16 protein-coding genes and 4 pseudogenes are annotated in these 19858 nt (G+C 47.4%); 12 read left to right on the forward strand and 8 right to left on the reverse strand.

The features are described 5' to 3' along the window. Window positions 1-38: 38 nt before the first annotated feature. The 3 genes from EH228_RS15360 to EH228_RS15370 all read left to right on the forward strand — a co-directional run bounded on the left by EH228_RS15360 (window position 39) and on the right by EH228_RS15370 (window position 2852). Window positions 39-866 carry an SDR family oxidoreductase gene (locus EH228_RS15360; protein ID WP_152322497.1) on the forward strand — a complete coding sequence of 276 codons (828 nt, stop codon included), beginning with the start codon at window positions 39-41 and terminating at the stop codon, window positions 864-866. A gap of 431 nt (window positions 867-1297) precedes the next feature. Further along, window positions 1298-1495 (forward strand): hypothetical protein, encoded by a 198-nt coding sequence (locus tag EH228_RS15365; protein WP_152322498.1) that lies wholly within the window; start codon window positions 1298-1300, stop codon window positions 1493-1495. Next, complete coding sequence (locus EH228_RS15370) at window positions 1485-2852, forward strand: APC family permease (protein WP_152322499.1); 1368 nt, start codon at window positions 1485-1487, stop codon at window positions 2850-2852. Before EH228_RS15365 ends, EH228_RS15370 begins: the two co-directional genes overlap by 11 nt. Before the next feature lie 82 nt (window positions 2853-2934). Here EH228_RS15370 and sbcB read toward each other — a convergent pair whose 3' ends face one another. The 6 genes and pseudogenes from sbcB to EH228_RS15400 all read right to left on the reverse strand — a co-directional run. Beyond that, window positions 2935-4362, reverse strand: a complete 1428-nt coding sequence (gene sbcB, locus EH228_RS15375; protein ID WP_152322500.1) for an exodeoxyribonuclease I — start codon at window positions 4360-4362, stop codon at window positions 2935-2937. A 210-nt stretch (window positions 4363-4572) separates the two neighbouring features. After that, window positions 4573-4782: pseudogene (locus tag EH228_RS15380) on the reverse strand (transposase); the annotation flags it as partial. Window positions 4783-5043: 261 nt separating this feature from the next. After that, window positions 5044-6300, reverse strand: a complete 1257-nt coding sequence (locus EH228_RS15385) for a glucosyl transferase (RefSeq protein WP_240116306.1) — start codon at window positions 6298-6300, stop codon at window positions 5044-5046. Window position 6301: 1 nt separating this feature from the next. Next, window positions 6302-7216 carry a glycosyltransferase family 2 protein gene (locus tag EH228_RS15390; RefSeq protein WP_152322501.1) on the reverse strand — a complete coding sequence of 305 codons (915 nt, stop codon included), beginning with the start codon at window positions 7214-7216 and terminating at the stop codon, window positions 6302-6304. Beyond that, window positions 7213-7572, reverse strand: coding sequence for a GtrA family protein (locus tag EH228_RS15395; protein WP_152322502.1), 360 nt, complete (start codon window positions 7570-7572; stop codon window positions 7213-7215). The genes EH228_RS15390 and EH228_RS15395 overlap by 4 nt, the downstream gene beginning before the upstream one ends. Window positions 7573-7741: 169 nt before the next feature. Beyond that, a pseudogene (locus EH228_RS15400) lies at window positions 7742-7954 on the reverse strand (IS5 family transposase); the annotation flags it as partial. An 8-nt stretch (window positions 7955-7962) separates the two neighbouring features. Here EH228_RS15400 and EH228_RS15405 point away from each other — a divergent pair. The 4 genes and pseudogenes from EH228_RS15405 to EH228_RS15420 all read left to right on the forward strand — a co-directional run. Further along, a pseudogene (locus tag EH228_RS15405) lies at window positions 7963-8192 on the forward strand (IS5/IS1182 family transposase); the annotation flags it as partial. A gap of 67 nt (window positions 8193-8259) precedes the next feature. Continuing rightward, window positions 8260-8742 carry a transposase gene (locus tag EH228_RS15410; RefSeq protein WP_193323359.1) on the forward strand — a complete coding sequence of 161 codons (483 nt, stop codon included), beginning with the start codon at window positions 8260-8262 and terminating at the stop codon, window positions 8740-8742. Between the two features lie 572 nt (window positions 8743-9314). Continuing rightward, on the forward strand, window positions 9315-10595 hold the full coding sequence (locus EH228_RS15415) for a glycosyltransferase (protein ID WP_152322503.1): 1281 nt from the start codon (window positions 9315-9317) through the stop codon (window positions 10593-10595). A gap of 36 nt (window positions 10596-10631) precedes the next feature. Continuing rightward, window positions 10632-11726: a hypothetical protein gene (locus tag EH228_RS15420; RefSeq protein ID WP_152322504.1), complete on the forward strand. Its 1095-nt coding sequence runs from the start codon at window positions 10632-10634 to the stop codon at window positions 11724-11726. 186 nt (window positions 11727-11912) lie between these two features. Here the strand turns inward: EH228_RS15420 and EH228_RS15425 are convergent. Together EH228_RS15425 and EH228_RS15430 are read right to left on the reverse strand one after the other, a co-directional pair. Then, window positions 11913-12047, reverse strand: a pseudogene (locus EH228_RS15425) (integrase core domain-containing protein); the annotation flags it as partial. 81 nt (window positions 12048-12128) lie between these two features. Beyond that, window positions 12129-13277: an acyltransferase family protein gene (locus tag EH228_RS15430; RefSeq protein ID WP_152322505.1), complete on the reverse strand. Its 1149-nt coding sequence runs from the start codon at window positions 13275-13277 to the stop codon at window positions 12129-12131. A gap of 281 nt (window positions 13278-13558) precedes the next feature. Between EH228_RS15430 and dacD the strand changes: the two genes are divergently transcribed. The 5 genes from dacD (at window position 13559) to EH228_RS15455 (ending at window position 19681) form a co-directional block, all read left to right on the forward strand. Beyond that, complete coding sequence (gene dacD, locus EH228_RS15435; protein ID WP_152322506.1) at window positions 13559-14728, forward strand: serine-type D-Ala-D-Ala carboxypeptidase DacD; 1170 nt, start codon at window positions 13559-13561, stop codon at window positions 14726-14728. Between the two features lie 282 nt (window positions 14729-15010). Further along, window positions 15011-16069, forward strand: a complete 1059-nt coding sequence (locus tag EH228_RS15440; protein WP_152322507.1) for an FUSC family protein — start codon at window positions 15011-15013, stop codon at window positions 16067-16069. A 150-nt stretch (window positions 16070-16219) separates the two neighbouring features. After that, window positions 16220-16540 carry a DUF496 family protein gene (locus EH228_RS15445; RefSeq protein WP_152322508.1) on the forward strand — a complete coding sequence of 107 codons (321 nt, stop codon included), beginning with the start codon at window positions 16220-16222 and terminating at the stop codon, window positions 16538-16540. 305 nt (window positions 16541-16845) lie between these two features. Then, window positions 16846-18282, forward strand: a complete 1437-nt coding sequence (locus EH228_RS15450) for an EmmdR/YeeO family multidrug/toxin efflux MATE transporter (RefSeq protein ID WP_152322509.1) — start codon at window positions 16846-16848, stop codon at window positions 18280-18282. A gap of 136 nt (window positions 18283-18418) precedes the next feature. Next, a complete protein-coding gene (locus tag EH228_RS15455; RefSeq protein WP_152322510.1) occupies window positions 18419-19681 on the forward strand; it encodes an MFS transporter in 1263 nt (420 codons plus the stop codon). Window positions 19682-19858 lie beyond the last annotated feature (177 nt).

Genomic DNA, 19858 nt, shown 5'->3' on the forward strand with positions numbered 1-19858 from the left:
TAGGGCTTAATGGTGCGGATAATCACGGGAGTCAGGGGATGAAAAGCGTTGCGATAGTGGGGTTAGGCTGGCTGGGGATGCCTCTGGGGTTGTCGTTAACCGCCCGGGGCTGGCAGGTGACTGGCAGTAAAACCACTGCGGACGGTGTGGAAGCGGCGCGGATGTGTGGTATTGAAAGCTATTGTTTGACACTGACGCCTGAATTGGTTTGTGAACCCGGCGACCTCCGTGCCTTGCTGAGTGTCGATGCGTTGGTGATCACGCTGCCAGCCAGTCGTACCGCTGTTGGGGGCGGAAATTATCTGCTGGCGGTGCAGCAACTTGTCGACAGCGCGTTAGCCTTTGCTATCCCTCGGATTATCTTCACCAGTTCTACTGCCGTCTATGGCCGTGCGAGCGGAGTAACGCAAGAGAGCAGTCCGCTTGAACCGGTGACCGAAGCTGGTAACACGTTGAAGATGCTGGAAGACTGGCTGCATCATCTGCCTGGCACCTCGGTCGATATCCTGCGGCTTTCCGGGTTAGTCGGCCCGGGGCGACATCCGGGGCGCTTTCTGGCGGGTAAAACCGAGGTAGCCGATGGCAGCCACGGAGTTAACCTGGTGCATCTGGAAGATGTGATTGAGGCGATCACATTGCTGCTGCAAACCCCGAAAGGCGGCCATATCTACAACCTCAGTGCGCCAAAACACCCCGCCCGCAAGGTATTCTATCCCGCCGCTGCCCGTCAGTTGGGGCTGCCCGCACCCACTTTCCGCGAAGAGACGGAACCCGCCGCCGGCAAGATAATTGATGGCAGTCAGATCTGCCGTGATCTGGGCTTTGCGTATCAGTACCCTGACCCGGGGAATATGCCATGGCAATGAGTTGTGCATTGCATTGTATAAAGACCCCAACAGGTAGGTGTAGGTGATGTGAATTATCCCTGGACTTCCCTTCGCTTGCGACTGTGCCTGCAAACCGGGACTGATTTCCCGCATCGGCTGGTGATTTATCAAGCTGATCATTGGAGGAATGGCTAATATTAAAACCGAGTGAACCGTTGATCATCGCGACTACAATTGACGGTAGGCGGTAAAAACATCTTAATTATCACGGTGGCTCTGAACGGCTTGTTTTCTTCCCATCGGGTGGTGCAGAATATGCGCCCGGTAAAATGATATCTATAACCGACGCTTATTGATTGCGTCGGTTATTTTTTGCTGAAAAAACACGATTGCATTCAGGAGCCGGTTCACTACCGGATAGATACACGCTTTAAGCACGCATTGACGTGTCTTGTTGAGGATAAGTAAAAATGGGGCAACACTTTATTACCCCGGCGGCGGCCGGCAAACATCTGCGTGACGACTATGGCGCGGCAACGGGGTTTACCTTCATGTCCACCAACCCATCCATTACCCCAGATAAGCAAAACTCTCGCACCACGCGACGTTTCCCCGAGGATCAACGTAGAAAGGTTGACGCAATGGGGAGACTGAACCATGTCGCTTAATTCTCAGACTCCAGCGACTCAGTCGCGCGCGCAACTGAAAAAATCACTGACCTTACTACCGGTGGTGATGATCGGTCTGGCTTATATGCAGCCGATGACCTTGTTTGATACCTTTGGCATTGTTTCTGGTCTGACCGATGGCCATGTGGCCACGGCTTATGTTTTCGCTTTAATTGCGATCCTGTTTACTGCGCTGAGCTATGGCAAGTTGATTCGCCGCTTTCCGTCTGCGGGTTCGGCGTATACCTATGCCCAGAAGGCTCTCAGCCCTCATATTGGCTTTATGGTCGGCTGGTCATCGCTGCTGGACTACCTGTTCATGCCGATGATCAATATTTTGCTGGCAAAAATTTATTTTGAAGCGTTAGTCCCGGGGATCCCTTCGTGGATTTTTGTAGTGGTCCTGGTTGGATTTATGACGCTTTCTAACCTGAAAGGCATCAAGACGGTTGCCAATTTCAACAGCGTTATCGTGGTTTTGCAGGTGGTGGTGATGGTGGCCATTGTTGGCATGGTCATCTACGGCGTGGCTCATGGTGAAGGTAGCGGGACGCTGGCAAGCAGCAAACCCTTCTGGTCTGAAAACGCGCATGTTGTGCCGATGATTACCGGTGCGACCATCTTATGCTTCTCATTCCTCGGTTTTGACGGCATCAGCTCATTGTCTGAAGAGACGAAAGACGCGGGGCGGGTGATCCCGAAAGCGATCTTCCTGACGGCGCTGATTGGTGGGGTGATTTTTGTGGTGGTGTCTTACTTCCTGCAACTGTACTTCCCCGATATCTCGCGTTTTAAACATCCTGATGCGTCGCAGCCGGAAATTATGCTTTATGTGGCGGGTAAAACTTTCCAGTTTGCCATCCTGATTTTCTCCTGTGTGACCGTACTGGCATCTGGTATGGCAGCACATGCTGGCGTCTCCCGTCTGATGTATGTGATGGGGCGCGACGGTGTGTTCCCGGAACGTTTTTTTGGTTACATCCATCCTACATGGCGGACGCCGGCATTGAATGTGCTCTTGGTCGGGGTGATTGCGTTGACGGCGATCACCTTCGATCTGGTCACGGCGACGGCGCTGATTAACTTTGGCGCGCTGGTGGCTTTCACCTTTGTGAATCTGTCAGTGATATCGCAATTCTGGGTCCGTGAGGGGCGCAATAAAACCTTGAAAGACAATCTTAACTTCCTGCTATTGCCGCTGTGTGGCGCGCTGACGGTGGGGGCGCTATGGGTTAATCTGGAAAAGAGCTCGATGATCCTTGGCCTGATATGGGGTGCGATTGGCCTGATATATCTGGCCTTCGTCACTCGCAGTTTCCGCAATCCGGTACCACAGTGTACTGAAGATCTGTTGTAATATTGCGGATGAAAAGAAAAGGGCGCTGCGGCGCCCTGTTAGCCTGGAATGATCCCGGCCAATAAAGCACGGTATAGCGGATTCAGGAAACCAACGCCTGCACATAATCGAACAACGCTTTGAGCTGAGACAGTTTCGCGTTGTCTCCCTGATACTGATTAAATAGCCTCTCCAGTTCCTGCACGTAGTTTTGTACCCGTTGCGGATTCAGTATTTCGCGCCGGTGTTGCAGCCAGCGATTTTGCTCAGCTTCATCTAACGTGCCAGGAAAGTTCCGGGCGCGATAACGAAATAATAGTTTGGCAATACGGTCATCATTAAAGGTCAGATTTAGTGCCGGTAAGTGCTCTGGCGCAGTTTGCCGGATGATATTCATTGCCGCACGGTCCGCATCGCTGAAGAAGCCATCATACAACTGGGCATCGACATCGTCAGAAGGTGTGAAAGGCTCGGCTTCAGCAAACAACGTGACCACCTTTTCACGAATTTCCGGATGTTGGCGCAGCAGGGTAAGGTTATTCTGGCAGTTCTGACGGTCGATTCCCAGCCGCTCAGCATCTTGTGGGCGCAGGGTATTGGCGGGGGCGATGACCGGGCATTTGTTGATGTGTACCAGTTTGAGCGGCACAAGGGAATTATCACCCAGTTGATCCCTGGGCGTATAAAGACGCTCACGAAGTTGATCGGCATCCAACTCCAGCAGGGGAGCCATATCGCCAGCCAGATCACAGGTGATCAACGCATTTTTATTCACCGGATGCCAGGCCAGTGGGGCGATTAAGCTGGTGTTGCTGCGAAAAGCGCCAAACATGCCGGAGATATGCACCAGTGGTTTCATCTGGGGGATATCAATCAGCGTAGTGATTTTTTGTTTGTTGCGGTGGCTGAATAAAAAGTCATACAGCCGCGGTTGTTTCTCTTTTACCAGCCTGGCCATAGCGATAGTGGCATAGACGTCAGACATTGCATCATGCGCATTCTCATGTGCCACACCGTTGGCTTTGGTCAGATGTTCCAGGCGGAAGCTGGGGAAGCCGTCATCATTCTCCGGCCACTCAATCCCTTCTGGCCGCAGCGCATAGCAGGCACGCATCACATCCAGCAAATCCCAACGGCTGTTGCCATGTTGCCAGCTCCAGCCATAGGGATCATAAAAATTGCGGTATAGCAGGTTGCGAGTGACTTCGTCATCAAATCTCACATTGTTATAGCCGACAATACAACTGCCTGGTGCGCTAAACAACGGGTGGATCCGTTGCGCGAATGCTGCCTCGTTGATCCCTTTCGCCAGTGCTATCTGCGGTGTTATCCCGGTGACCATCACCGCTTCCGGCTGGGGCAGGTAGTCATCAGCAGGCTGGCAGTAGAAGACTTCCGGTTCGCCAATGATGTTGAAATCCATATCCGTGCGCACCCCGGCGAACTGCGCAGGGCGGTCCAGAGACGGACTTTTACCGAAGGTTTCGTAATCATGAAAAAGGAATGTTGGCGGGACTGGCTGGTTTTTCATTTTTGTTCTTTATCGGTGATTTTTACATAACTAACTGAAAAATATATTAATATAAATATATCATTAGCAGGCGTGGTATCGAGCTGTTTACATGGTAAACCATCTTTGGCCATGCATGAAGTGATCGCTGATCCCATCTTCCGCTAGGGTGTGTCCCTTAACTTAACAACCGATTTAAAAATAGCCTGACAGCTCCCAGCTTTTAGACTACCGGTTAAAACGGTTGTAAATCGTTTTCCCGTGACCATAGCGTTCAGGTAAATTTTGCCAGGGGGCGCCAGAACAGAGTACCCAGAATATGCCATTCATAACATGTCTGTGCGAAAAGTAAGGGTGTCCACCTCAGGAAGAACCTCTTTCAGCTGGCAGTATGGGGGAAATCAGCGCCCATGCATCATCAGGGAAATCGTAACGAGCCAAATTGAAGAATTTTTTGTAGTTAAACCATGAGCCAGATTGTTCAAAAAATAGTTACGGGACACGCCCTGGTTTCCAGGATTTCCGGGGCGGTTCATATTTTCTGGTGACTCATTTCGCACAACTGGTAAAACCCATTCCCTGTCTGAAGGTGACTCGTACCACACTTGCGCTACGACGGCACTGGATACTGGAGAGGGAAGTGTAAATACTGGTAACATTGAACTGGCTTAAAAAAGTCCCACCTTCCGGTGGGGGTCTTTATCACTTCTTAATCAGCTTCATTGTCCAGCCTGGAGGGAGAATTCTTATCTCAACTTTCTCTCCTTTTGGTTTGAAATTAAAAGCCTGTATGTCTTGTGCGTATCCGGATTCTGGCAAATTTGGCAATCTGAAGTGCTTCGGCACTATCGCTGCAAAAATTATCAATCCAACAATCAGTGTTACTGTTCTGAACTTCGGTATAACCGAAACTAGCGAAACTGCGAGGCATGCAAGTGCCACATTTGTTACATAGAAATATCTCTCGCCAGCCTCGGTGTTAAATATTAGAGGCCACTGTGGCTGATTGAAAGCTATAACTGGACTCTTAAGGGCAAACCCTATCATCAGAACTGGGAACAGAATAAGGCATTTTATTCTCCAGTTATATTTCAGGAAAGAAAAAAACAAGGCGGCACAAAGGATAATAAACAAAAAAATGTTTACATTTCCATGCACTGCCATTTCCCTTGCTAAATAGAATGGCAGGAATGAACCATAAATCAATCTACAGGAAATGATGTCTGACAGAAGACCAAAACTATAGCCAAGAGGGGCATCGATTCGGGTTGCGCCTGATGTTTTAAGAATGGCGATGATTTGAATGATGCAGCATAAAGCCATAACCACATCGAAAGCGTTGATCCCACGCACAGCCTTGATGATGCCTCCGCGAAGACAGATTCGCTTTATGATAAGGCAGGGTACGATGAATACAACGAAAGGTCCGCTCAGACCGCTAACAACAAGAACAATGAAGTCGTGAACTTTCCCCACAGGGCTTTCAGGTTCTTTAGCCATCAACACGGCCATGAGGTACATTGATAGATACCAGTGCGCATTTGTAATATTTACAAATCCTTCGGAAATATTTGGCATCAGAATAAAATATGCTGCGACAGAAATTCTGAATTTTAAAGGAGCAAATCCCATCCTATCAGATAAAATAAAACCAACAAAGAAACACCTAATTAGAATTGCTATTATATTTGCCGCCAAAGGTGCGTTAGATAATCCGAATAACAATGCAATGCCATATGTAATCCTGGAAATTGTCTGGTAATATCCATTCTGAGGTAGAATGATTGAATTCCAAAAGCCATCATTGTATATTCCGGCCAGCCATACTTTACCATCTTCAGCCCACGGTTGAGCAGCAGTTATTACGTCAGGTCTTCGCATTGCGATGATAATGAATGAAAGGATCATAAATCCTGTTATTGAAACAACCCCTAATTTATGATTGATATTTTTTATCATTTTATTTGAAGTTCCTTTTAATTATATATCGAGGTCTTTTTTTTGTTTCCGTGTAAATCCTTCCTATATATTCACCGAGCACACCGATCCCGATTAATTGAACACCGCCAAGGAAAAGGATTGATACAAGTATTGACGGGTAACCTTTGATTGGGTTTCCAAAAACCACAGTATCAACAATTAGATACGCGCCATACAGGAATGACAGGGCAGCCACAAATATCCCAACATATGTCCACATCCTCAGTGGAAATGTTGAAAACGAGGTAATCCCCTCGAGAGCCAGGTTCCACAGTTTCCAGCCATTAAATTTAGTCTGACCAGCGACCCGCACAGATCTGGTGTATTCGACAATTTCCGTTTTCCCACCAACCCACGACAGGATCCCTTTCATGAACAGATTCCGTTCTGGCAGGCGTTTTATGTTTTCAACTATTTCACGTGACATGAGCCGGAAATCACCGACATTTTCCTCGATCTCAGGATTGCTGATCATGTTGTGTAGGCGGTAGAACCATTCTGCGGTTCTGCGCTTCATATAACCGTCACATTCTCGATCGCGGCGCTTAGCCAGAACAACGTCAGCGCCTTCCTGCCATTTTTCAATCAATTTCGGGATAACGGATATCGGATCTTGTAGATCAACGTCAATCGGTATAACAGCATCGCCAGTAGATACCTCAAGACCTGCGAACAGTGCGGGTTCTTTGCCGAAATTTCTCGTAAAACTGATTGGTATCACCAGCTCATCAGAAACCGACAGGGCATTGATAATTTTCTCTGTATTGTCAGTGCTGCCGTCATTAACAAAGACTATCTCCACATCATGCTGTGCCAGTTCATTACGCACTGCCTGATAAAAAATAGGTATGGCGTCCTTTTCATTGAATACCGGGACAACAAGAGATATCTTCATTTCTTCTCCCTGAACACAATGAAATTTGAGTAGATAAAGCCAGCCACAAGGCTTATCGCTGAAAATGAAATGAGCGTGATTACAGGATTAATGTGTGCATAGTCAGCTATGTTCCCCACACCTGCTGCCATAGCTCCCATAAAAAAAACATACATGGCATAGCGAATGGTTGTCGCCTTCGCACTGAACGTCCACTTTGCATTAGCAAAAAAAGAGAATGTCACGGCGACACAGAATGCAGCCAGATTCGCAGTGGACTGGCTTGACCCGGCATAAAGCATGGCTGCAAAAATGAGCCAGTGGATAGCTGTGTTGAACATACCAACAGAGGTATACATTGTAAATAATTTCAACATGTAATTATTCTGCATTTGAGAATGTTCTGATTTTGCCACTGAAAAAGGATGAATAGCAAGAACTCGTAAAGAGATATAATAATTTGCTACAGAAACGATGCTAACTACAGCACTTTCTCTGACTGTCAGGATGAAAAAGGTGCTGCGCCATGCTGCCAGGGTGTGTCCCTTAACTTAACAACCGCTTTAAAAACAGCCTGACAGCTCCCAGTTTTAGCATACTCAGGTAGTTTCTTGCTGTTTTTTCTGAGCGTGTTGCAATACGACGATTTTCTTTTAGCATCGCAAAACAACGTTCCACGACATTGCGTTTTCTGTACAGCCGTTTGTCGAGTATTCGACGTCTGTCCTGACTGGCTTTTTCATTCGATTTAGAGCCTATCCCACAAGGGATTATCGTATAATGCACAGAATGCGACTGATATTTGCTCATCAGCCCGGCCTATCGTCGTTTCCAGGAATGGCGTGACGCCGGGTTTTTGAACGCTTCTGGCAGAACGGGTTGCTGGCCTGTGAGCAACAGGACTCCATTGACTCGTTATGGCTCTCGATGGATGGCTGTATGACGAAATCACCGCTGTCTGGCTCAAAAAACAGGACAGAACCCTACAGACCGGGGGTAACCCTCAGTCTCAGGACAGTTGTCACCCCCTCTGAAAAATCAATCTGAAGGCGACGGAGTGACAAATGAAACGTATTTCCCCGGAGCGTAAGGCCAGTGTACTGGCGAAATTGCTGCCACCTTACAACATGACTGTCGCGGCGGTTGCACAGATGGAAGGGATATCGGAAGCTACCCTCTACAACTGGCGAAATCAGGCTAAACATGAGAGAAAACCGGTGCCGGGTGCAGAGAAAAGCAGTGAACAGTGGCCAGCCGAAGCCCGCCTTGCCGTGATAATCGAAACCGCCACACTCAGTGAAGCGGAATACTGCCGTAAAAAAGGCCTTTACCCTGAACAGATAATCCAGTGGAAACAGGCATTCCTGCAGGTGCCATCAGTGGATGACCGTGCAACGCTGAAGCAGAATCAGAAAGAGATTAAACAACTGAAGCGTGAACTGGTCCGTAAAGAGAAGGCGCTGGCGGAGGCGGCAGCCTACTGGTGCTGCGAAAAAAGCTCAGGGACTACTACGGGGAAACGGACGGGGACGACTGACATCAGGTGATGAACGGCAACAGTTTATCGCGTGGATAAATGAAGCTGTCGCGACCGGAGCCCGCCGGTCGGTGGCCTGCCGCGAAGTTGAGCTCAGTGTCCGAACCTGGCAACGATGGCAAAACTCCCCGGAAGATCGAAGAACCACAGTGATACGCCCGGTGCCCCCAATCGCCTGACTGGATGAATTGCTTCCGTCGGGTTCTGATCCGCTGGGAAAAGAAAGTCGAAAATTATGAGGCGATGATGCATTTTTCCTGAGGCCTCATTGTCTGGAATAAAAACCTATTGGGATAGACTCTTAGCCAAGTTGAGTACAAGTGGCAAATGAATAGCATAAAAGTAGAGTCATATATGCAAAAATAATCCCCTATCATTATGATTTATAATATTTTTTAAAGAAAGTAAATAATTGTAGGATATCATATCCACTTCTTTTCTACCATACTACCAGAAAAGACAATCCCACTGATATATGGAATTCAAAATCGTTTTTAGAGCTTCAAATCTACATCTTGAGATTTATTGAGTTCATAGTATAGAATAGTAGTATTACTATTTTTTATAACTCAGGTTATTGAGATGCACTTCTTATTTGGCAGTAAAAAAGCAAACACTCAAGAGGTTGATTTAAATACTGACACTCTTTCAGTACTATCTAATCTTCGCCCTGATATCCCCAAACATATCATTAAGACACTTATTATGGATGGTGATTGTTATCTTTCAACATACCAAGATGTTAAAGATGCAGGGATATGTCCAATTGAACATTATTTTTCTTATGGCGAATCTGAAGGAAGAACTTTTTTTCCTCCAATGTTACATAACAGAGCACCAATCTTATCTTCGATACCGAGTAAAAAAGTCTATTTTTCTCAACTCCCTGCCAATAATGGATCTTTTCTTTATCGAATAGACTTCCCTTCTAGAACCGAGAAAGATGTAGTAATTGTTAATTACGAATCTACGCTTATTGACATTCTAACTTCCTTTTTTTCAGCGAAATCCTGTGTTTTTGTCAGACCAAGTAACAATGAAAAAACTATATTTCTTATTCAACTAAGTCGAGTTTTAGGAGTAAGAGTTATTTATGATTTTGATGACTTAATGCTACCGGAATATACTGATGAGAAAGGAGCAATAAGGTCTGATGTAGCAGATTACAAATTAATGTTTAATCATTTAATGATAGATTCTGCACTACTGACATTGTCTGATGAAATAACGTGCACAACTAAATTGATTTTAGATAAATACAAACATCTGAATAGTTATATTACTGTACAAAAAAACAAACTCCCCAAATCTTTCTTTCGTGATAAGAATTACATTATTCAATCAAAAACCAAAAAACATCCCCAAAAAATTAAAATATTATACTTATCAGGTACTATTACCCACTTGAAAGATTATAGTTTAATTAGTGGCCCACTATTAAAATTGTGCCAAGATTTTCATGATAAGATAGAATTTAACTTTATGGGAGAACTTAAAGATCAATCTAAAATATTAGAGATATTGAACATTGATTCCCATTTTATTTCTTATGAAAGTTTTGAATCTATGCTAGAAACAATAGGTAAACATGATTTGGTATTGGTACCTTTAGAAAAAACAATCTTCAATGATGCCAAGTCTAACATAAAATTTATTGAAGCTGCATCACAAGGTACAGCTGTTATAGCCTCTCCAGCAGAAGAATTTTCTTCATCTATAGAACATGGCATTAATGGATGGATTTGTCAGTACGAACATGACTGGTATTCAACAATAAAAAGCATCATAGAAAAACCGGAATTATCTCTCACTGCTGGTTTGAAAGCTTATGATAAGGCTTTTGAATTATATTCATATGAATGATATTTTCAAATGAACTTGATATTAAAAGGAAGCAAAATGCTTAATAATATAAAAGGTAATTTCGAAGAAATAAAAAATGGCAACAAGATGGTTTTAAAAGTACTTTATCTACCCTGCAATCGCTCACAATTTGAAATGGCCTGCATTATCGCTAAACATAGTAAACATGAAAGTTATATTTTTATTGAAAACATGGAACAGCACATTGCTTACCTATCAGATTCATTAAAAGAAGACAAAGTAAAATTATTTAACAATTTACAATCATTAGTATCCTTCTTTAAAGATATAGATAAAATTGTAGTTTTTATTGGTAGTATTCAATTATTTCTTCCTGATTATTATAATCAAATTCTATCAGCAGCCCTTAAACTAAAAAAACCTATCTATGAAATGCCACATGGTCTCTTTCAATCCGGCTACAATTTAACAGATTCTTCGAAAATAATTGATAACATGTCATATTATTATGGATTTGGTGAAAACTTCCCTTCAATATCAACAAAAAAAATATGGTGGTATGGCCCTGGTGGTGTAGGATATCCAAGAACCATATATAAATACAATTATAAGGAGAGAATCTTACCTGAATTTAATCTTATCACCTCTAATACAAATTGGTATCTTTATAGTCTTTTTGACAAAAGATTGTTTTTTAAACTTGTATTTGATTACGCAATCACTAAACCTGAAGAAATTTTCATTTGGAGTCCACATCCTGCAGAACTGAATGATAATACTTATAGTGCCATGATTAGCAAATTTAGGCCCAAGAATGTTCTACTCTATGGATTACATAATGATATTTATTTTCATAACATAGAAGGTAGCAATGATCTTATTCCTTATTGTAAAATGGCAATTTCGACAGTGTCTACTTGTTTGTTAGATTACGAAATTCACAAGAAAAAGGTGAATTTATATTTTAATGAAGGAACTAAATCAATTGTAAAAAAAATATCTTCAGTAAGTACCTTCAATAAAATAGAAGATATATTACCTTCCCCTTTAGAAATTTCAACAGGGTTACTTAAAGAATATAGCCCAGATCTTTTTGATAAAATAATTGAAGAAACAATCAATATAGAAGGATTTGTCCAATCAGATTATATTGGAAAATTTATTCCTTAAATTATCGTTAGGAAATGAAGAGTTCACTACCGCAATAGCTGCGCCGAATAGTAGATCCTTTTAAGGGAACTCAGTCCAGATTATGCGATCTGAACAATCGCTGAATATCCCAAATCGCCAACTGGGCTGAGCGATTCTGATCATAGCACGGTAATCCCCCATTTTTAACGGAGGACTTAAGTAGAATCAGGCCATATGCTGCATCGGTGTATAACCGTTCAGTGCCATATTAGGTCTTTCGTGATTATAAAACCATTGCCACGGTGTTGCATAAAGCTGTAGCTTATCCAGTGAGGTAAACAGACGCTGCCCCCGCCAGTCTTATCAATAAAACTCATATGGCGATAAGTGTAAAAAGTAAATATTTCAGTTCAGGCTGATTATTTCAGCCTGAACAATACTTCATCCCACGACATCCTGTTGCGCCGGTGGTGGCGCCAGCACTTTTTTTCCCAGCCAAATGCCCGGTTTTTCGACAAACTTAAACAACAAATAAGCCAGCGCGTAGATAACAGGGATGCAGACGACGCAGACCGTGGCGAAGCGCATGAAATCGCTTTTATGGCTCAAGTCGGTGTGGGTCAGTAGCAGGGCAATCGCCGGAATGACGATCAGCAGATGCAGCAGGTAAACGGAAAATGATACGTCGCCCAGCCAGGTGCTGAGACGATTATTCAGCAGCTTGCGTGGGAAGGCTATCAGCCGTGCCATCAGGCTCCCTTCGGCATGCGGCCAGAGGAACACGGCCATGCCGACAATCATCAGTGCTTCCATGGCGATTTGCAGCGGGATCGCCCTCAGTCCGATAATTATGCTGGCGACCGGCCCCAGCAGGGCCAGCACCACATAAAGCAGTGATTTGCGGCGTACCGCTTCGGCCAGTAGCATGCCAGAAATAAAAATATTCAGCTTTATCAGGATCATCGAAGGCATGCTAAAGGCCTGGTAATAGTCAGCCAGCAGATAGCGACCGACGCAGCACAGCACCATAATGCCAATCAGTGAAGCGGCATAACCGCAGCGCATCGTCACCAACATAATAAAGGGGAACAGCAGGTAAAACTGCATTTCAAGGCCGATACTCCAGTCCGGCAGGACCGTGTTAAAGCCATAAGCGGGCAACAAACCAAACAGGAAACTGAAGTGTGTCAGGATATTTGCCAGTGACTGGTCGGTGTAGCGGGAACTTTCTGTCGCGGTACCGGAATAGAAGTGGGCGATAGTATCGCGCATTTCACCAAACCACGGGCCGTACATCAGGGCGATGATCAACAGCAAATAGTAGAGGGGGGCAATACGGAAAAAGCGGCGGGTCCAGAATTTCTTTATGGTGCTGGCACTTTGCCAGGGTTCTTTCTGCTGACGCTCAATGTAGTTCTTCGCCATCAGGTAACCTGAAAGCAGAATAAAGAGATCAACTCCGATACCCGGTGAGGAAATCAGCAAGATATGGCAATGGATCAGCAAACTGATATGACCGAGTAGTACCCAGAGTGACGCAATTCCCCGTAGCCCTTCCAGTTCCGTGGACCAGCCTCTCGTTGATGACATATTTTACCCCTGTTCTGTCAATATTCGTATTATATAGAGGAGAGGGTAGAATAGTTGTTATTATAATCAATGGGTTATGTTCCTAAAGTAAAACTTATCAGATTTTCCCTGGTCCGATATTAATCACTGGTCTTAAACCAGCTGAATCTGAAAGGAGAGGATAGTGGCGCTAATCGGCTGAAAGTTAATATTTTCTTGCAATTTATTAACACTCTGTCGCCGGGGATCCCGTACAACAAGCTGATTTTTTTCATCATAAAATTATTATCGAGGGTTTTCCGTTGAAGAAGCGTCAGCTTGCAAGTTTGAGTTTGGTTCTGGCTTTTGCCGCCGTGGCACACGCAGATGAAAATCCGTTAACATTTCCGCTCACGCCGCCCGCCATTGATGCCGCGTCCTGGGTATTGATGGATGCCACCACGGGTCAGGTTCTGACCGAGGGCAATGCTGACGAACGCCGTAATCCAGCCAGTCTGACGAAACTGATGACCGGTTATGTCGTTGACCGCGCGATCGACAGTAAGCGCATTAGTCGTGACGACATGGTTACCGTCGGGAAAGACGCGTGGGCTGCGGGTAACCCGGTATTTAAAGGGTCGTCGTTGATGTTTCTCAAACCGGGCGAGAAAGTGTCTGTACGCGATCTCAGCCGGGGGGTGATCATCGATTCTGGTAATGATGCCTGTGTGGCGCTGGCGGATTATGTCGCCGGTAGCCAGGCAGCCTTTGTCGATCAGATGAATCAGTATGTCAATAAACTGGGACTGACCAATACGCACTTTGAGACCGTACATGGTCTGGACGCGCCGGGACAGTACACTACGGCGGGCGACCTGGCGAAACTGACCCGCGCAATTATTTACGGTGAACCCGATTTTTACCGGATGTATAGCGAGAAATCGCTGACGTGGAACGGCATTACTCAGCAAAATCGTAACGGTTTGTTATGGGATAAAACTCTGCAAGTTGATGGTTTGAAGACCGGTCATACCGAAACCGCCGGTTATAACATTATCGCGTCCAGCGTTGATGGTCAGCGCCGTCTGATCGCGGTGATTATGGGCGGTAAAAGTCCCAAAGGCCGTGAAGAGCAAGCGCGTAAATTGCTGACCTGGGGTCAAAACAATTTCGACACGGTGCAATTGTTCCACGCTGAGAAAGCGATTGGGCATGAAAATGTCTGGTACGGCAATCCGCATCAGGTGGCTGTTGGAAGCGATAAAGATCTCTATCTGGCGTTGCCGCGTGATGAAGTGAATAAGATCAAAGCGAAATACGTTCTTGATCGTAAAGACTTGCAGGCGCCGCTGAAACTGCATGAGCAGGTAGGCACTATTCAACTGGTCGATGGCGACAAACAACTGGCCTCATATCCGCTGGTCACGTTGAATGCGGTTGATGAAGCGGGAATGATCACGCGTCTTACCGATTATATCAAACAGAAACTGTAAGTTGCTGGCGAGCCGATAGCGGTTCGCCTGAAGGTTATGCGGCCAACGATCACTGTGACGCTGGCCGCTGCCGCTTTCAGGAGAAAGAGCCAGACGCTGACCACCAGGAGGTCTGGTGAATCATCAGAGCAGGGCGTCCGGTCTGCTGAAGTTTTGGCTCAGAAGATACCCCCTTGCCCTATGGCGCAGGGAAATTCCTGCATAAAAAATAGAGCAGCATTCATCTTCCGGGATTTTTATCGGGTATGATCAGCCACGGTTACACCTGTTCAGGAGAAAGCATTGCGTCCCGACAAGCCATTATCGACCTTCGAATTCGCCCTCTACCGCAATTACCGCACGGTCCATGGTATCCGGATTGCGCTGGCTTTTGTGCTAACCTTTTTGCTGGTTCGCCTGTTGGCGATCCCGGAAGGGAGCTGGCCGCTGATTACCCTGGTGGTGGTGATGGGGCCCATATCATCATGGGGGAATGTGTTTCCCCGTGCGTTGCAAAGGATCGCGGGCACCATCGCCGGTTCGGTCTCCGGTCTGGTTGCCCTGAAGCTGGAGCTGTACTCGCTGCCGGTGATGCTGGCCTGGTGTACTGCAGTGATGTTTTTGTGCGGATTTCTGACCTTAGGCAAGCATCCGTATATGGCGCTGCTGATTGGCATTACGCTGGCGGTCATTTGCGGTGCGCCGCCGGGGGATATGACCACCGCGCTGTGGCGTGGGGGCGATGTTATTCTGGGGTCGATCCTGGCATTGCTGTTTACCAGCATCTATCCGCAGAAAGCGTATATCCACTGGCGAATTAAATTATCGGATACCTTGCTGGAAACGGCCAAGATTTACCATGCCGGTTTTTCGCCGAATCTGGTAGAGAAACCCCGTCTGACGCGCCCCTTGCAACGTCTGTTGACCAGTGTGGTAAAGATGCGTTCGTTGATCGAACCATCGAGCAAGGAGACGCGTACGCCGCGCTCGGTGTTTGAAGGTATCCAGACGCTGAACCGCAATATGGTCTGTACGCTGGAGTTGTTGCTGAATGCCTGGTGGGCATCGCGCGCCAGCCATCTGATTATGCTTAATGCGCCGACGTTGCGGCGAACGCAGCAGATGACGGAAAATACCCTGCGCGCGCTGTCCACGGCAATTGTGGAAGGCAGCACGGAAAAGATTGCCGCTAACAGCGCCGAACTGGCCGATATCAGCCGTGAATTGCGGCAGTTGATTAAAGAATCGAACAGCGATGAGCTGGTGGAAACGCCCATTCATGGTTATGTCTGGCTGAATCTGGAAATGGCCGGGCAGTTGGAAAGGTTATCCGACCTGATGCGACTGGTGCTGAGAAAATAAGTGATTTGCAACAACTTACTGCGGGCAAAGGTGCTTCGCGGTAAGATAGCCACAGTTCGACTCAACATTGCCATCGGCCGCGGTACACCGCTAAGCTGAGAGCGACGATAATGACGCCTGTGCGAACAGGCCTTAATGAAAGGTGTCTCCATGGAAAATGCAAAGCAATCATTTCAGGACGTGCTGGAATTTGTGCGAATGTTCCGTCGTAAGAACAAGCTACAGCGCGAGATTCACGATAACGAGAAAAAAATTCGTGATAACCAGAAACGTGTCCTGCTGCTGGATAACCTGGGTGAATACATCAAACCGGGTATGAGCATTGAAGCGATTCAGGAAATTATCAGCAGCATGCGCAGTGACTATGAAGATCGTGTTGATGATTACATCATCAAAAACGCCGATCTGTCGAAAGAACGTCGTGAACTGTCGAAAAAACTGAAGGCGATGGGCGAGCCTAAGACGCAGTAAACGGTACGGCCATTGTAAAGCGTAAAAGGGGCAGACTGGTGCCGGTTGCCCCTAAACTTTTCCGTCTTTCCCGCCAGTAAATACGCCCGCCTCCGCTATGTAGCACAAAAAAACCAGAAAAAGACTTTGCAGAGTCGTCAGGCTATTACCATCATTTGTTATACCCTTTATACTTCTCATGCCAGGTCAAGGCATCCTGATGTGCTCACCGGGTAAAGGATTCAACTGACAGGATGTTGTCAACGCACCTGTGGTTTGAAGTATGACGTCGATAACTCTTTTTTCTTTTTCTGGCTGGAATAATCTTGCAAAACTTCAGAGTTTCTCTGCTGCAGGCGGTTAAGCATTCTGCGTGGTATCCCAAACGACGTTCCTACCGGGTTTTATTCTGGCGCGAGATTACGCCGCTGGCGGTGCCGATTTTTTTCGAAAATCTCTGCGTCCTGCTGATGGGGGTGCTGAGTACCTTTCTGGTCAGTTGGTTAGGGAAAGAAGCCATGGCGGGAGTGGGGCTGGCTGACAGCTTCAACATGGTGGTGATTTCCTTTTTCGCGGCAATCGACCTGGGGACCACAGTGGTGGTCGCCTTCAGCCTCGGTAAGCTGAACCGCGACAGGGCGCAGGCGGCCGCACGCCAGTCGCTGGTGCTGATGACGTTATTCGCTATCCTGCTGGCGATTGGCATTGAATTCTTTGGTCCGCATATTATCAACGTTATTGCCGGTAACGCCGAACCCAGAGTCAAAGAATTAGCGCTAATTTATCTGAATATTACCGCCTGGAGCTACCCGGCGGCGGCCATTGCGCTGATTGGCTGTGGTGCGTTGCGCGGAGCGGGCAACACCAAAATCCCGATGTTGATTAACGGCGGGATGAACATCCTTAATATCGTTTTCAGTACCGTATTGATATACGGCTGTCTGGGGTGGAAGGGGATGGGGTTTGTTGGTGCCGGACTGGGGTTGACCCTCTCTCGTTACATTGGGGCTGTCGCGGTGATTTACGTCCTGATGATCGGCTTTAATCCTCAGTTAAAAATCACCCTGCGTAGCTATTTTTCTCGCCTGAATATCAGCATCTTGATGGAAGTGCTGGGGATCGGCGTACCTGCCAGCATCGAATCCGTGCTGTTTAACGGCGGTAAACTGCTGACGCAGATTTTTGTCGCCGGGATGGGGACTAACGTGATTGCCGGTAACTTTATCGCCTTCTCTATTGTCTCGCTGATAAACTTGCCGGGGAATGCGTTGGGTTCGGCTTCCACCATTATTGTCGGCACCCGGCTGGGTAAAGGGCAACTCGGGCAGCCTGAACGTCAGTTACGGCATATTTTCTGGCTGTCGACGATTGGCCTGTGTCTGTTGGCGGCGCTGACAGTCCCCTTTGCGGGGCTGTTGGCCTCGTTCTACACCCGTGAAGAGGATGTTATCCATGTGGTCAAAGTGTTGGTGTGGTTGAATGCCGCCTTTATGCCATTTTGGGCCGCCTCATGGGTGCTCCCCGCCGGTCTGAAAGGTGCGCGCGACGCACGTTTCACCATGTGGATCTCGCTGTTGGGAATGTGGGGATGCCGTATTGTCGCCGGTTATACCCTGGGCGTGCTGCTGGGGTTCGGCGTGGTGGGGATCTGGCTGGGAATGTTTTTTGACTGGATAGTCCGTGGCATCTTCTTCTATCGCAGGATGAACAGTGGGCGTTGGCTATGGAAATATGCCAAACCGGCAACCTCGCCTGATGGTTGACTATTACGCCGCCTCACACTGGCGTATATGTGCTGGACGAAGGGGCGAGACACGTTTTTGAACCGCGCCCGCATTGAGTGCCAATGGGGGAACAAAGCCAGGTCGATAAAAAATTCTCCTCAATTCAGGAATTGCTATGCAGTCGCCATTTTCCGCCAGGGCGGATTCGCTGTTTCAGTATCGTTCTTTTGTGGCTTTCTGGCTGGCCCGCACCAGCTCCAGCTTCGGTTTTCAGATGCTGTCGATTGCGGTGGGCTGGCAGATTTACGCCATTACGGGGCGGGCGTTGGATCTTGGTCTGATTGGTTTGGCCCAGTTTCTGCCTGCTGTGCTGCTGGCGCTGCCTGCCGGACATGTCGCTGACCAGTTTGACCGGCGACGGGTGGTGTTGTGGGGGCAGATAACCGAATGGCTGGCAATTGTTGTGCTGACGACACTGACTCTGATGCGGATGACCGACGAACGGATTATCCTCGGCCTGATTTTTATCATCTCCATTGCCCGTACGCTGGAGGCACCCGCATTGCAATCGATGCTGCCGGCCCTGGTGCCTCCCGCGATGTTGGCCCGCGCCACGGCGGCCAATGGCGCTTCGATGCAGACCGCATCCATGCTCGGCCCCGCGTTGGGGGGCTTTCTTTACGTCGCCGGGCCGGGAACGGTCTACGCCGCGACCGCGATGTTGTATTTGATCTCCATAACCATGGTCAGCCGCCTTCACTACGATCATGTGCCACCGTCACGCACTCCGGCAACGTTTGCCAGTGTTTTTGCCGGAGTGAAGTTTATTCGTAACCGGCCCGATGTTCTTGGCGTTATCTCGCTGGACCTGTTTGCCGTTTTGCTGGGCGGAGCCACTGCACTGTTGCCGATTTTCGCCAAAGATGTGTTGCATACCGGGCCGTGGGGGTTGGGTTTACTGCGAGGCGCCCCGGCGGTTGGTGGGTTGCTGGTCGGTTTCTGGCTCAGCCGCCGGACTCTGGAGCGTAACGTCGGGATGACGATGTTTGCCGCCGTGGCGGGTTTTGGCCTGGCGACGCTGTTTTTTGCGCTGTCAACGACGTTGTGGTTGTCGATGCTGGCGCTGTTCGCGCTGGGTGGTTGCGATATGGTCAGCGTGGTGATCCGTGGCTCGTTGGTACAACTGGATACACCGGATGAAATGCGCGGGCGCGTCAGTGCGGTGAATTCGATATTTATCAATACTTCAAACCAACTTGGTGAATTTGAATCCGGTATGCTGGCGGCCTGGCTGGGCGCCGTACCCGCCGTGCTAGTCGGTGGGATTGGCACGTTAATGGTGGTCGCATTGTGGATGAAATTGTTCCCCAGTCTGCGTCGCCGTCAGCGTTTGCATAACGAACCTGAGATAAAAGAAGTCAGTCTTCCCCAGGCATAAGCTGACATCATAATGATTAAATCGCTCTGCGGCTCAGCCACTAGAGCGCATTCTTCACGCCTACCAGTGTCGTTTTGATCCGTTCATCATTGGCAAGGTTGATCTGATTTTCCCTTCTGTGTTGCAAATGCAAATAATTATCAATATTATTATCATCTGATATCGTGAAATGTTTCA

This window comes from Erwinia endophytica (assembly GCF_009295515.1).
Taxonomy (GTDB): domain Bacteria; phylum Pseudomonadota; class Gammaproteobacteria; order Enterobacterales; family Enterobacteriaceae; genus Erwinia; species Erwinia endophytica.

Bases quoted from the DNA above. Each gene is read 5' to 3' on its own strand.
- EH228_RS15365 (WP_152322498.1), top strand. From the start codon at position 1,298: ATGGGGCAACACTTTATTACCCCGGCGGCGGCCGGCAAACATCTGCGT.
- EH228_RS15385 (WP_240116306.1), bottom strand. From the start codon at position 6,300: ATGATAAAAAATATCAATCATAAATTAGGGGTTGTTTCAATAACAGGA.
- sbcB (WP_152322500.1), bottom strand. From the start codon at position 4,362: ATGAAAAACCAGCCAGTCCCGCCAACATTCCTTTTTCATGATTACGAA.
- EH228_RS15415 (WP_152322503.1), top strand. From the start codon at position 9,315: ATGCACTTCTTATTTGGCAGTAAAAAAGCAAACACTCAAGAGGTTGAT.
- EH228_RS15430 (WP_152322505.1), bottom strand. From the start codon at position 13,277: ATGTCATCAACGAGAGGCTGGTCCACGGAACTGGAAGGGCTACGGGGA.
- EH228_RS15420 (WP_152322504.1), top strand. From the start codon at position 10,632: ATGCTTAATAATATAAAAGGTAATTTCGAAGAAATAAAAAATGGCAAC.
- EH228_RS15360 (WP_152322497.1), top strand. From the start codon at position 39: ATGAAAAGCGTTGCGATAGTGGGGTTAGGCTGGCTGGGGATGCCTCTG.
- EH228_RS15370 (WP_152322499.1), top strand. From the start codon at position 1,485: ATGTCGCTTAATTCTCAGACTCCAGCGACTCAGTCGCGCGCGCAACTG.
- EH228_RS15395 (WP_152322502.1), bottom strand. From the start codon at position 7,572: ATGTTGAAATTATTTACAATGTATACCTCTGTTGGTATGTTCAACACA.
- EH228_RS15445 (WP_152322508.1), top strand. From the start codon at position 16,220: ATGGAAAATGCAAAGCAATCATTTCAGGACGTGCTGGAATTTGTGCGA.
- EH228_RS15390 (WP_152322501.1), bottom strand. From the start codon at position 7,216: ATGAAGATATCTCTTGTTGTCCCGGTATTCAATGAAAAGGACGCCATA.
- EH228_RS15410 (WP_193323359.1), top strand. From the start codon at position 8,260: ATGAAACGTATTTCCCCGGAGCGTAAGGCCAGTGTACTGGCGAAATTG.
- EH228_RS15455 (WP_152322510.1), top strand. From the start codon at position 18,419: ATGCAGTCGCCATTTTCCGCCAGGGCGGATTCGCTGTTTCAGTATCGT.